At 58.6% G+C, this 13,713-nt stretch carries 9 protein-coding genes; 3 read left to right on the forward strand and 6 right to left on the reverse strand.

Going from position 1 to position 13,713, the window contains the following annotated elements; genetic code table 11:
* Window positions 1–100: 100 nt before the first annotated feature.
* Together MUN82_RS05700 and MUN82_RS05705 are read right to left on the reverse strand one after the other, a co-directional pair.
* Complete coding sequence (locus tag MUN82_RS05700; RefSeq protein ID WP_245095661.1) at window positions 101–538, reverse strand: nucleoside deaminase; 438 nt, start codon at window positions 536–538, stop codon at window positions 101–103.
* A 171-nt stretch (window positions 539–709) separates the two neighbouring features.
* Window positions 710–3,718 (reverse strand): PD-(D/E)XK nuclease family protein, encoded by a 3,009-nt coding sequence (locus MUN82_RS05705; protein ID WP_245095663.1) that lies wholly within the window; start codon window positions 3,716–3,718, stop codon window positions 710–712.
* Window positions 3,719–3,867: 149 nt separating this feature from the next.
* On the opposite strand from MUN82_RS05705, the gene MUN82_RS05710 reads away from it, so the two are divergent.
* From MUN82_RS05710 to MUN82_RS05720, 3 genes are all read left to right on the forward strand, one after another.
* Window positions 3,868–4,941 carry a mandelate racemase/muconate lactonizing enzyme family protein gene (locus MUN82_RS05710; protein ID WP_245095665.1) on the forward strand — a complete coding sequence of 358 codons (1,074 nt, stop codon included), beginning with the start codon at window positions 3,868–3,870 and terminating at the stop codon, window positions 4,939–4,941.
* A 6-nt stretch (window positions 4,942–4,947) separates the two neighbouring features.
* Window positions 4,948–5,715, forward strand: a complete 768-nt coding sequence (locus tag MUN82_RS05715; protein ID WP_245095667.1) for an SDR family NAD(P)-dependent oxidoreductase — start codon at window positions 4,948–4,950, stop codon at window positions 5,713–5,715.
* A gap of 76 nt (window positions 5,716–5,791) precedes the next feature.
* Window positions 5,792–6,718 (forward strand): alpha/beta hydrolase, encoded by a 927-nt coding sequence (locus tag MUN82_RS05720; protein WP_245095669.1) that lies wholly within the window; start codon window positions 5,792–5,794, stop codon window positions 6,716–6,718.
* Between the two features lie 85 nt (window positions 6,719–6,803).
* Here MUN82_RS05720 and MUN82_RS05725 read toward each other — a convergent pair whose 3' ends face one another.
* From MUN82_RS05725 to MUN82_RS05740, 4 genes are all read right to left on the reverse strand, one after another.
* Window positions 6,804–8,669 (reverse strand): glycoside hydrolase family 97 protein, encoded by a 1,866-nt coding sequence (locus MUN82_RS05725; RefSeq protein ID WP_245095671.1) that lies wholly within the window; start codon window positions 8,667–8,669, stop codon window positions 6,804–6,806.
* Between the two features lie 270 nt (window positions 8,670–8,939).
* The gene (locus tag MUN82_RS05730; RefSeq protein WP_245095673.1) at window positions 8,940–11,141 is read right to left on the reverse strand and encodes a GH92 family glycosyl hydrolase; all 2,202 of its coding nucleotides are present in this window, start codon (window positions 11,139–11,141) and stop codon (window positions 8,940–8,942) included.
* Between the two features lie 83 nt (window positions 11,142–11,224).
* Window positions 11,225–12,394, reverse strand: coding sequence for a glycoside hydrolase family 76 protein (locus tag MUN82_RS05735; RefSeq protein ID WP_245095675.1), 1,170 nt, complete (start codon window positions 12,392–12,394; stop codon window positions 11,225–11,227).
* 99 nt (window positions 12,395–12,493) lie between these two features.
* On the reverse strand, window positions 12,494–13,633 hold the full coding sequence (locus MUN82_RS05740; RefSeq protein ID WP_245095677.1) for a SusE domain-containing protein: 1,140 nt from the start codon (window positions 13,631–13,633) through the stop codon (window positions 12,494–12,496).
* Between the last annotated feature and the right edge of the window lie 80 nt (window positions 13,634–13,713).

Here is a 13,713-nt window from a genome sequence, read left to right on the forward strand (position 1 = left end):
ATCATAGCGACTCGTTCTAGCGTGAAAAGGTCCTTCGCTGCGCTCAGGATGACAGACGCTCTCTTAAATCACTATCTCACCATTTCACTATTTCACCACCTTACAGCTCCATAATATCCTCATTCCAGAGGGTAGGCTCGGCTTCGATGAACTCTTGCATCATCTCCACGCACTCGGGAAGGTTGAGGATTTCCACCTCCACGCCGTGCGACTGCAAGAACTCCAGCGACTCGCCAAAGGTTTGGGCTTCGCCTACCACTACTTTTGGGATTTTGAACTGCACGATGGTGCCGGCGCACATGTAGCAGGGCATCAAAGTAGTGTAGAGCACTGTATCGCGGTAGGTGCGCTGGCGGCCCGCGTTATTGAGGCAGTCCATTTCGCCGTGCAAGATGGGGTTGCCTTCCTGCACGCGCTTGTTGTGGCCGCTGGCTACCAGCTCGTCGCCGCGGCGCAGCGCGGAGCCGATGGGAATACCGCCTTCTTTCCGGCCAGCGCGGGCTTCGTCGATGGCGGCTTGCATGAATTTATCTTTCATGGGGTAGGGTTTATTGAAGTGGAGTAAAGCTATGCTAGTGGAATATCTAGCACATCATTTCGAGCTTGTTAGCGAATCTCGTGTGCTCCCGGCAATTTCTATTTGGCGTCAGCAGGCGAGATTCGTCATCCGTTCGGCATGACATTCATTGTCTGATCTTTTCTTACCGAATTACCGTGCGCAAATGCCCCGGTAGGCGCAGTACTGGCACCGGTCCAGGTCGTCGGTTTTGCGGATGGGTTCCAGTGGATCGAGGATGCGATGCACCAGCTGGCCCAGCAGCTCCTCGCTGGCCTGGCGAAACGACTGGCCGTCTTCAGTCAGAAACGACATATCGGCCGTGAGCAGGCCACCGGGTAGGTTGCGCATAGAAAGGATGGCCGCGTCGGCGGCCTGCTGGCCCTCTGCTTCCAGCATAAAGCGGTAGAGCCAGAGCTGCCGCACTTTCTCGGCACCCGAGCTGGCCTCTAGCAGCAGGCGCTCTACAGCTGCGGTGGCTGGTTCTTTGGCTTTTTGCAGCTTCAGCTCGAAACCTTGCACCATACCGGTTTTGTAATCTACCACCCGCAGGCTGCCATTGGGTAGGCGGTCGAGACGGTCGGCGTAGCCGATGAGGCGCACCGGTAGCTTTTCGCCATCGGGCATGGGCACAAATACGGTAGCAAAAAGCTGTTGCTCCAGCGCATGAATCTGCAGGGGTAGGGTGCCGGGCTGCGTGAGCAGGCTCTCGAAGTAGCGTCGCACCAGTTGCACGGCCACTTGGCCCAGCACGTAGTTCAGTCCTTCGTCGGCGCGGGCGTGGCGCTCTTTTTCCTCCCGGCGCAGGGCGCGGGCCACTTCTTTGTCGGTTTGCTTAAGGAGGGCCGGAATATCTTCGGCCGTGAGCGGGCGTTGCTCCTGCACAAAGGGCTGCAAGAGCTTTTCCAGAGCCGCGTGCACCGCCGTGCCGAAGCCATCTACGCCCAACGTTTCCTCTACCTCCTCAGCCTCTTGAAACCGCGCAATACGGGAGAAATAAAATTGCAACGAGCAGCCCACGAACTGGTTGAGCGCTGAAGGCGAGAGGCCGCGCTCCAACGCCCCGCGCAGAGCAGCCAGCATCTCGGTGTCTTTAGCAAGCGTGAGGTCGCCCAGTGGAGTTTCCACTACTTCAGTGCCTACGGGTCGTGTGAGATCTGGCGAGGGTAGGGCAGACGGTACCGTTTCTACTGTCAAATCGCGCAGCTCTAACCGGGAGTTTTGCAGGCGTAAGTCGTTCTCTATCTGTAACAAAAAGCGACTACGCTCGCCGGTGCGGCTGCCGTCGGCGCCGGGTAGCACGTGCAGCAAGTCTACGCGGCGGGCGCGCTGCAACAGGCGCCAGAACTGGTAGGCCGTGGCCGCTTCGTGGTCGGCGTAGGTGGGCATGTTGAACTGCGTGAGCACGTCGTAGGGAAACAGCGACGCGTGGTTTTTGGGGGCCGGCAACACCCGCTCGTTACAGCTCAAGATGATGATATGGTCGAAGTCCAACGCCCTGGTTTCCAGCAGTCCCATCACTTGCACATCGGCAATGGGCTCACCGGAAAAGGGTAGGCGAGTGCGGGCCATTTGCTCGTAGAGAAACCGCCGGAACGAGCGTACTGATAGCCGCTGCTCCCGGCAATCAAACACCGAATCGAGCCGCTTCACCAACGTGAAAAACAGGTACAGGTACTCCGCCTCAATGGCCGAATGCTGGTCCTGATAGGCTTTTTTGAGCAGGTCAATCAGTGTGTAGCAGGCGGCAATGATGTCGTCGCACGTATCCCAGGTGGCAAACAGCGCCTCTATGAGTGGGTGCTGGCGTCCCATCTCTAGCAGCTCGGTGGAGGGTAGCAGCACGGCCTGGCGCCTCACAATTTGGTCGCAGATGCGGTCTAGCAGGCCGCGGGGCTGCTCAGGTTGCTGGTTGAGCCAGTGCTGGTAGCGCCGCAAAAATGGGTGCGTCAGCAACTTTTGTACAGCCAAATGGTGGTAGCGCGGCACACCGTAGCCCGTTTCCTGTGAGCCTTCCCGAATGCCCGTGAGGTGCACCTCAAACAGCAAATCGACCAGGTTGAACAGTGGCGTGCTCTGGAAGCTCAGGCCCATGGTCACGTTGTACTCGGGCACGGCATCCAAGGGTAGGCCGTGTAGCACGGGCAGGAGCAGGGTTTCGTCGGGTAGCACCACGGCTACCTTGGCCTTGGGGTCGAGGCGGCGTGACTCGGCCAGCAGTTGCCCGGCCACTTTGCCCTGCATGGAGGAGTTGGCTACGCCCACAAACTGCACCTGGCGGGGTAGGCCGCGTAGCAGCTCGGGCAAGCCGTGGCCGGGTACGCCGCCAAACGCCTCGGCGGGCAGGTCCCAGTCCTTGGCGTAGCGGCGCAGGTGCTGGCCGGCGCGGTTGGGGGAGTTGGGTTCCAAGTAAAACGCGTCACCATCGAACAGCACCTCGGCCCGGCCGGCTTTGCGCAGGCGCCGGATCAGCCGTTCCTCCGACTTCGAGAGGGTGCCGAGGCCCAGAAACACGTGTTGGGGTAGGGTTTCGCCCGCTTCCAGGCGGTTTTTCACGCGGCGGGTAGCCAGGCGGTAGGCCAGGCCAGGGTAGGCAAGGTGGTCGTGCTCCATGCGTCGGCGCAAGCGCCAGTACACCTTTTCCAGGTCGTCCCAAAAGCGAAAATAGGCGGCAGTGGTGCTGTTTTCGGGCGGCGTGAGCGACAAGTCCCAGCGCTCCAGGGCCTTGGCCTGGGTGAGGTATTCAAAGACTTTCTTCGGATTGGCCAGGTTCTGATCGAGGTTGGAGAAGTCCTGAAGCAGCAGCCCCGACCACCCCACGAATTGGTCGAAATCCAGGTGGGCGTCGATGTCGCGCAGGATGTCGAACAGCAAGAGTTGCAAGGCAATGGGCTCTTCTACCTGCACACTGGCCAGCTCCACCATGTAGTCTTCCATGGCCGCAATGCGTGGGCTCCACACGGCCTGGCCTACCTCGGCGGCCAGCGACAACTCGTTCTTCAGGTACACCACCGCCCGGCGCGTGGGCACCACCACCACCACATCCGACAACTCGCTGCCGGGGTAGTGCGCCAGCAGGTGGCGTGCAGCCTGAGCGAGGAAGGGGGTAGGGGCGGAAGCGGCAGTAGTGTGCAGGACGGCGGGGGCGAGTTCGATATTCATCTTTAGTAAAGATACCTGGCTCTTCTCAATGTCTGGCTGCTGTTATCTGTTCCAATTGCTACCAACTTCATGCTCAAACAACTGCGGAGTGAGTCGCGAGAAGATACTGAAACCAGATTCAACTCTACTTACCAAACTCCACCGGCCGTATGCCTAAAATCAACAGCTTCAGTGTATATACTGCCAAAGCCAAGTTGGCTAATCCTATTTCTGACGCGACACACACGCTCACCGAAATTTCGTTTTTGGTACTGCGCATCACCACCGAAACAGGCGTAGTAGGCGAGTCCTACCTACTGAGTTTTCAGTACAGTCCGCAGGCTATTGCTGGGGCCATAAAAGATGCCGGCCAGGTGGTGCTAGGCGCAGAGGTTTCCGAGACGGTGAAAGTATTCGAGCAGCTCAACCAGGCGAACGAATACTTTGGGATGGAGGGAATCAACCGGTGGGCACAAGCCGCTTACAACATTGCCATGTGGGATGCCTGGTGCAAAATACTTGGCCAGCCCATTTGGAAAGTGCTTGGTACATCGAGAACAGAAGTGCCCATTTACGGCAGCGGCGGGTGGATTTCTTACTCCGTGGAAGAGCTGATTGGTGAGGTAAGCGCCTACAAGGCACGCGGTTTTCAGGCCGTGAAAATCAAGGTAGGCAAGCCCGATTGGAAAGAAGACCTAGAAAGGTTGCGGCTCGTGCGCGAAGCCGTGGGGAACGACATCGGCATTATGATGGACGCCAACCAGGGCATGACGGTGCCGAATGCCCTGGCGCTGGCCCGGGCCGCCCGCGAATTACATATTCAGTGGTTTGAGGAGCCCATTGCCCACCACGATTTTCAGGGCTACGAGCTGCTGCGCAACCAAGCGGGTATTTCGCTGGCCATGGGCGAGCGGGAGTATTCTACCCTCCCCCTGCGCGAGTTGCTCAGCCGCAATGCCATCGACATCTGGCAACCGGATATTCTGCGCCTGGGTGGGGTAGAGGCCTGGCGCGACAGTGCGGCGCTGGCCAATAGCTTCAACGTTCCGGTGCTGCCGCACTACTACAAAGACTACGATATTCCCCTGCTCTGCACCATTGCCAATGGCGCCGGCGCCGAGTCGTTCGACTGGATAGATCCGCTAATTGACCATCCGCTGCAAATAACGAATGGCATGGCCCGCCCGCACAATCGGCCCGGCTGGGGTTTCAGTTTCAAAGACGCGTCGCTGACGGAAATCTAATAGGGTATGAACACGAAAATCGACTCGCTTTTTTCGCTGGCGGGCAAGCGAATTATTGTCACCGGGGCCTCCAGTGGCTTAGGCCTCGACCAGGCCATTATGCTAGCGCAGTGCGGCGCCGAGGTATTTGCCCTGAGCCGCACCGGTCACATCAAAGTGGCGTACGACGCGCCAGTGCCGGACAACATCTCCTTTATCCAGCTGGATGTGACGGATGAGGCGGCCGTGAAGGCGGTGTTCGACCGTATCGGCACAAGCGGGGGCATCGATGTGCTGATCAACAACGCCGGCATCACCCAGCGCAAGCGCGCCGAAACACTCAGCACAGAAGAATGGGAAGCCATTCACGCCGTAAACGTGACGAGCGTTTTCACTTGCTGCCGGCAGGCGTTTCCATATTTAAGCCAATCGGCACACGTGGGACGCATTATCAATATTTCCTCCATGGCTTCCTACCTAGGTTTTTCGGAGGTGGTGCCGTATAGCTCCAGCAAATCGGCGGTGGTGGGCATCACGCGGGGGCTGGCCGTGGAGTGGAGCCAGCAGAATATTCTCGTCAACTCCGTATCGCCGGGCTGGTTTCCTTCCGAAATGAGCCAGCAGGTGATGGATGAGGAACGCAAGCAGAAGATCTTGCAGCGCATGCCTCTGCACCGGTTTGGGCGGCCCGAGGAGCTGTCGGCACTGATCTGCTTCTTGGCTTCTCCCAGTGCTACCTACATCACGGGGCAGGACTTCAGCGTGGATGGTGGCGCGCTGGCATTTGGTTTCTGATGGCAGTAGGGTAGGAGGCTCCGGTATTTTCGTTTTCTTTCTGCTCCTGTACTTACCTACTTCCTGCTTATTACGCATGAAAAAACTCTTCCTCGCTACGTTCTTACTGGCTGCTTCTGCCGCGCCGCTGGTTGCTCAGCAGCAAATTTTGCCGCTCTACCCTAGTGCAATTCCCGATTCTAAACCCAATAAAAGCGTCACGGAAACCGCCGAGAAGCGCCCCAATGTCGCCGAGTTTGTACGGCAGGTGGTGCAGCCCAAGCTACTGGTGTACCCCGCCCCGGCCGACAAAGCCAACGGCACGGCCGTGGTGGTGTGCCCCGGCGGTGGCTACGGTTTTCTGTCGATGGTGAACGAGGGCTACCAGGTAGCCGAGAAGCTGAACGCCATGGGCATCACGGTATTTGTGCTGAAATACCGCCTACCCGACGACCGTACTCAACCCGATAAAAGCATAGCGCCGTTACTGGATGTGCAGCAAGCCATTCGGATGGTGCGCGAACAGGCGGCCAAGTTCAACGTCAACCCCAACCGCATTGGGGTGGCAGGTTTCTCGGCGGGTGGGCACTTGGCCAGCACGGCGGGCACGCACTTCGCGAAGCCAGTAGGCAATAAGCCTGGTCCCACCTCCGTGCGCCCCGATTTTCTGATTCTGGCCTACCCCGTCATCACCTTCAACGACAGCCTCACGCACCGGGGCTCACGGGAAAATTTGATTGGCAAAAACGCGTCGGCTGAGCAAGTGCAGCTGTATTCCAATGAGCTGCAGGTGTCAGCCCAAACGCCCCCTACCTTCCTGATACACACCCAGGACGACGGGGTGGTGCCGGTGCAGAATAGCCTGCTGTTCTATCAGGCCTGCCTGCGCCACAAGGTGCCCGTCGAGATGCACCTCTACCCCAAAGGCGGCCATGGCTACGGTTTCTACAACCGGACCACTAAGGACGATTGGGCGGAGCGACTACGTAACTGGCTGGATATGAATGGGTGGCTGACGAAGTAGCTGGTAATAGAGTTAGATTAAAAAGCAGTGCCCCTCCTTTCTCAAGGAGGGGCACTGCTTTTAACTGATAATGGTAATGGTCGAGCTACTCTTTAGTAAACCTACCCAGGTAGCCTCCGCCATCTGCTAGTTTGAGCGTCAGCTTGTTTTGTTTGCTGACCTTGCTCTTCTGGATGGTATCTGCCTTTGGGTTGCCGGCTTCATCGGCTAGCGTTGCAGCTTGGTAGCTGCCTGCGCTAAGAAAACCTAGATCAACGGTGACTGACTGCGCTTTTTCGCCGTTCAGGGCGGCCAAGTACCAGGTGGTGCCGTTGCGGCGCGCCAGTAGAGACAGCGTGCCTATCTCACTGGCAGGTAGCACAATTGTTTCGTCCCACACGCTGGGCATGTTTACAATTAAGTCTTTGGCTTTGCTGGCCAGCATGGCTTCGGGGTTGGCAGCCACGCACAGAAAGGGCGAGGTGAACGTAGCCATCGAAGCCATTTGGTGGGCGAACGTAGTGCCCTTGCCGATGTCGCGGAAGGTGAGGGGAGTGTAGTCGCCGTGGCCGGCGAGGTAGCGCGTGAAGGGTAGGGTAGCGTTGTGTGCGGGCCACACGGTTTCGTTTTCCAGGCCCCGCACGCCTTCCCGCGTTACCTCATTAGGCCAGGTGCGCGCTTCACCGGTGGGCTTGTTGGCGCCGTGGAAATCCAGCATCAGCTGTAGCTCAGCCGCATCGTGTAGGGCGGCCTGGTAGAAATCAATGATTTCCTGCGACTCGGTGTTGAAGAAGTCGATTTTCAACCCGACTACCCCGATATCCTTGCATTGCTTGAAAAAAGCTTTGCGGGCCGCCGGGTCTTTCAGGCCGGGGGTACCATCGTGGTCGGGGTAGGCTTTCCATACCCAAACTTTCACGTTTTGTGCGGCGGAGTAGGTCACCAGTTCCTGCACCAACTGCCACGGGTCTTTGCCGCCATCCTTCCAGCGCGACCAGCCTTCATCCACCAGATTGTACTGGAAACCCAGCTGCCCCGCCCACTGCGAAAAGCGCTTCATGTTCTCAAACGTCACGCCGCCGTTGCCGGCCAGCCACGACCACACGCTCTTGCCCGGCTGGATCCAGCTGGTGGCCATGCCCTGCGGAAACAGCTGCGGGTCGGGCTTGGGCGCCACGTTGTGCACGATGTCGCAGTTGACTAGCGTATTCAGATCGGGCCCTACCTCGATGATGCGCCAGGGCGTTTCGACGGGGCCGGTTTTCTTGGTAGTGCCGGTTAGGTTGGCCTTGAACACGCGCTTGCCCTCCGCTACCAGCGACATGCCCGCAAAATCGGTGAGGCCGCCTTCGGTGATGGCCAGGTAGCCTTGCTTGCCGGGCAGTTGCACCGTGAGCGGCGGCCCGGCTTTCAGGCCAGCCTGCACGTCTTCGATGCGCTGCTGCTGATACTTGCCCTCATAGTTACCAATGTCGGGCTGGGTCCACACGGTGCTGCCCGCGGGTAGGGTAAAGCGGGTGTTGTCGGCCGTGGTGGTGCTGGCGCCGGTCTGGCCTACTACGTAGCGCAGGGCCACGCCATCGTTGAACACACGTGTTTCCAGTTGGAAACCAGGTGCGTTGCTGCCACCCTGTACCGGCAAGATGGCTTCGTTGTAGCGGTTCACGGCCTTGCTGTGCACGCCGCGCCATGCGTAGGTTTCATTTACAGACGTGCGTTTCACGGTGCCAAACGAGCTGCCTTTGCCAATCTCCTGCTGATTGAGTTGCAGGCCTAGCGTAGAGGGCTCCACCACTGGCTTGCCTTTATACAGAACCCGGTACTGTAGTTGGCCTTGGGTGAAAAACAGCTCCACCTGCAAGTTCTTGTCGGGGCTAACCACAGTAGTGGGTTTGGTTTGCGCCAGCAAGTGGTGGAGGGGGAGGGCTTGACTCAGCAACAAAGCAAAGCCGAACAAGGAAAGTTTGTGCATAGTAGGTCTGAAAGATGGTTAGGGTAAGGTGCGGGATAGAAACTAGAAGCTAGATATTAGGGCTAGTTCCCCTCCTTTTTTCAAGGAGGGGTGGCCGCAGGCCGGGGTGGTAAAATCGTTTGAACGACAACTCGCTTTTAGCTTTTCTAGCCTTCTGTTGTCTAGTCTTAACATCGTTCTGACAGTTTTACCACCCCGGCCTGTGGCCACCCCTCCTTGAAAAAAGGAGGGGAATTCGTTCTAACCTCCAGCTTCTAACATAATGGTCTTTTACTGGGTGATGACGGCTACCTCGCCGCCGTCGCGGAATAGGCTAAAAGGTACGAAATACCCCTGGCTAGCAGTCCCGTTTACCTGAATGCTGCGCAGGTTGCGGCCTGTGCCGGTGTGCTTCACCGTCAGGGTCTTGCCGCCGGGCATGTGCCACTGCACCTCATCAAAGACGGGCACGCTCACGATGTAGCGGGCGTCGGCGGCGGAAAAGGGGTAGAGGCCCGTGGCGCTGAACACGTACCAGGCCGACATCTCGCCGGCGTCGTCCATGCCGGAGTAGCCCAACTTGTCTTTGCCCATGCCGTAGAAGCGGTCCATAATCTCATCGAGCCGGCGCTGCGACTTCTCGGGCTTGCCCACGAAGTAGTATGAAAACGGCGCCTCGTGGTCGGGCTGGTTGCCGTGGCAGTACTGCCCAATGAAGCCCGACACGTTGCGAGCAATGTAGCTGGTGTTCCAAGGCACTGTAAACAACGAGTCGAGCTTAGCCTCGAAGGCCTGCGGGCCGCCGTACAGCTTCACCAGACCGGGCATATCGTGGGGCGCGAAGAACGATACCTGCCAGGCGTTGGCTTCGCGGAACATATACTCGTAGTAAGGATATTCGGGATTGAAGTTCTTCACCCACTGCCCGTTGGCCAGGCGGCCGCGCATGAACTTGGTGCCGTGGTCGAACACGTTGCGGTAATTCTGGGAGCGGGCCATCAGGGTGCGGTAGTTGGCGGTGTCGTTCAGCGCCTTCGCCATCTGGGCCACAGCGTAGTCGTCGAAAGCATACTCCAGCGTTTTCGACACGCCGGCCTTACCCTTGCTTTCTACGTGCGGCTTGGGCACTTCCTCGGTGGCGATGTAGCCTTTCTCGATGTACTCCTTGATGTGGGGGCGCGTGCCGCCTTCCACGTTGGCGTTGCGCAGCATCAGGCGGTACACATCCTGCACGTCGAAATTGGTGAGGCCGCGCTGATAGGCACCCGCAATAAAGGAAGCCGCATGGTCGCCGTGGAAGAAGGTAGGCAGGAACCCAGTTTTCTTGCCTTCATCGTGCATCGACTTAATGACATCGATGGTGGCCTCAGGCGCGAGCATGCTCATGAGCACGTCCTTGTTGCGGTAGGTGTCCCACAGCGAAGGCTCGGTGTAGTAGTTGAAGTCGGCCTTCACCACGTTGCCCTTCGTGTCGCGGAACTCGCCGTTCAGGTCGCTGCGCAAGGCCGGCCACAGGAAGGAGCGGTACAGGCAGCTGTAGAACATTTCCTTCTGCTTGGGCGTGCCGCCCTTCACATCCACCTGCGCCAGCATCTTCTCCCAGGTATCGGCGGCGGCGCGGCGCACCTCGTCAAACGAGCGGCTGCCGATTTCCTGCGCCAGGTTCTGCTTGGCATTCTCGATGCTCACGAAGGAAATACCTGCGCGCAGCTCCACGGGCTTCTTGCCGCCATCGGCGAGGCGTAGCACAGCCAAACCGTCTTTGGTGCCGGGGCCGCGCACGTCTAGGTTCTGCATCGGCTCGCTGAGCGTGGCGTAGAAAAATACCGTTTGCCGGCCGGTTTCCTGAAAGCCCTGTACGGCCGCGTCGCCAGCCTTTTCCATGGCCCAGTTCGAGACCCGCTCGTTGGACTGCGCCAGCTTGAACACGATGCTGCGATTGTCCTTCTGCGCAAACCGGTACCGATGAAACCCAGCTCGCAGGGTAGAAGTCAGCTCTACCTGCACGCCGTAGTCTCGCAGCGTCACGCCATAGAAGCCCGGCGAGGCCGTTTCCGTTTTCTTATCGAAGCGAGAGGAGTAGTCGCCCTTGGCATTGGCCGCACCCGTAACGGGTAGCACGGGCAGGTGGCACAGGTTCCAGTGGCCTTTGTTGGTATGGGCAAACGCTACAATAACCGAATCCTCGTAGTCGTAGCCAGCGCCAGTGTGGAACTCCGTGATGGGGCTCAACTGCACCATAGCGTTGGGTAGGGCGCTGCCCGGAAACACCAGGCCGGCCCAGGCGCCGCGCCAGTCGGGGGGCGTGGTATAGCCCATGTCTTTAGGGTCGTTGAGCGGCCCCGTGCCCATAAAGGGGTTGGCGTATTGCAGATGGCTGCCCAGCTTCTCGCTCCGCCCGCCGCTGACAGAGCTGGCGGGTGGGGTGGTTTTGGTGCAGGAGAAGACGGCCAGCGCAGAAAGAAGAAGGCAGTAGCTAGGTCGTTTCAGCATGAGTTTGGGGGTAAGAATAACCCTGACAGGGGCTTGAAATCCTGTCAGGGCTAAGGGTTTTAAAATCAAGAGGACGAACTTCTTTAGAGCACGTTGCGGGCCTGCAAATCGGCCAGCGCTTCTAGCATCATCACGCCGCTCATTTGGGTAGAGCCATCCACGTTGCTGCCGGGTAGGGCGGTCCAGTTGCTGTTGAAGATATACTGCGGCCGACGCGTGCCTTTCGAGTAGAGGCTTTCGCCGTTGAACTTCAGAAAAGACACGTAGTTGGCCCGGTTGGTGGCACTCACGGCCGGCTCGGTAGCCAAAATGGTGAGGTAGCGCACCAGAATCCCTTTAAACAAGCCGCCGTCGCCACTGCCTTCATCCTTCATCACACCGCCCGGCGAGAGCTGGGTATTGTTGAGCACATAAGCGGCCGTGCGGTTGGCATCGTCGAGGTAGGAGGTTTGCTGAGTGGCCCGGTACAGTGCCACACCTGCCCCTATAAACGTGCCCTGGTTGTAGGTGAAGATCCAGTTCTTGTCAATCTGGTTGTTGCCCTCCCGGTTAACACCATCCCATACTTCCCCATTGGCAGGATCTACCAACTTGGCTTTCTGCCAGCTGTAAATTTTCTGAGCCCAGGCCAAGTCGTCGGGGTTGCGGTCGAGCATGTAGAGGCGAGCGGCTAGAATGGCTGCGGGGGCATTGGCGGGCGTGTTTTTGTAGCTGCGCTGCGTTTTTTTCCACGCAATGCCGCCACCCTGCTGCTCATTCCAGCCCAGCTTGATGTCGTCCCAGAGTAGGGTAGCAATGTTTTTGTATTCGGCCTCTCTGGTTACCTCATAGGCGCGCAGGCAGGCCAGCGCATGCCACTCCATGTCGTCGTAAAACTCGTTGAGGTAGGTGTTGCCGTTTTTGGCTTTCGCCCCCTGTATCAGCTGCCGCATACGGGTCAGGTAGTCAGCGCTGCTGGTGCGCTGGAAACCGTCGAGCAGGATATCAAGGCCGTGCGCTTGCCACCAATAATTGAAATTGGTTTGGCCGGCATTGTTTTGCCGATAGTAGTTGTCGTTGGCGACGTAGAAGTTCTGCTGCAACGCGGCCTGGGCCGAGTCGGCGCGGGCCGCCCAGTTGGCCGTAGCCACCACGGGCGGCGCAGTAGGCGGAGCCACGTAGTCGTCTACGGGGTCTTTGCAGGCGGTGGTGAGCAGCAGGCCCAGTAGGGCACCGCTTCCAATGCGAGAATACCAGGAAGTTGAAGTCTTCATAATCAGTTGCTTGGGAGAAGTAAGACGGTGAGAGAGGAGACAGACAAACTAGCTGTCAAACCTTCTCACCGTCCCGCCTTTTGTATTTCAAAACGCGACTTAGCGCACCGTTATCTGGTGCGTGTAAGGGCCGTCGGGCTGCATGCGCACGGTCACATCCACGTTCTTCTTGTCGGCCTCCGTCTGGAACTTATAAGTGTAGTCGTACGACGCGGCCGTCACGGGCACTAGGTAGTAGTAGGCGGCTGGCGTAGAGGCCGTAGCGCGCTGGTTGTCGGAGTTGGTGCTGCCGTAGAACTGCTGCGTGGTAGCGCCGGCCGCGTTTTTCTCCGTAAACCGGAATTTGTAGCGCTCATCCCGACCCCAGCTTTCCTGGAAGAACTCGATAGGCGTATTCTCTACTTTCCACACGCCTTTGCCCACGTAGGGTATCGCTACCAGGACCTTGCTTTGGGGCGCAAACCACAGACCTACCGACTCAATCTCGGTGAGGGTAGCAGCAGCGTTGTTGAAATCCAGGCGGATGCGGTACACTTTAGGCGTGGTAGTGGGGCTAGTGCCCTGGGTGCCTTCTACCAGCTTGTTGCCGTCGATGGCGTAGGTGGTCGGCGTGCCGCCGGTCTGGTCAATCAGCTTCACGTCGCCGGTGCTCAGGCGAGTATACAGCTCAAACACACCCGCCGAAATGCTCTTGAACTGGATGGCCTGGCTTACGTTGGCACCAGCTTCCGTGCCCGAGCCCGTGAGGTAGAGGGTAGGCGGCAGGGTAGAGAAGCCCGCGGGCCGCTCCAGCGTCATCATCCGCGTCTCAGTGCCCTTCTGCACGTTCAGGCCTTTCGAGGCATTCACCGTCCAGATCAGCTTGCCCTGCTGCTGCGACTTGATGCCGGCAATGTCGGCAATGCGGTTCAGGTCGCCGTGGCTGAGCACGAGGCGGTTGTCGAGGCCGTTGGTGCCCGATGCGATGCTGTACACAGGCTTCGAAAAGTCGCCGCCTTCCTTGTCAAACACCAGCTCGTAGAGCACCACCGTGCCGTCGGCGGCGCGGGCCTGGCCCCACTCAAACGTCACGGCCGCGTTGGAAGGCGGGTCGAGGCGCACGAAGGCGTTATTCACGGGCGAAATCAGGTTCGATACCGGCGTGATGGTCTCGTCCAGAGCGTTGTCGTCGTCGTTACAGGCCGAGAAGATACCGGTCAGGAAAAGGAAAAAAAGAAACAGTATGGGACGGGTTTTCATTATGAGTAGAGGTTGATTGTTAATGGGGTATTTGTTGATAAGCGCGTCCTGCTTCGACTGCGCTGCGCTCAGCAGGACGC

This window comes from Hymenobacter aerilatus (assembly GCF_022921095.1).
GTDB classification, from domain to species: domain Bacteria; phylum Bacteroidota; class Bacteroidia; order Cytophagales; family Hymenobacteraceae; genus Hymenobacter; species Hymenobacter aerilatus.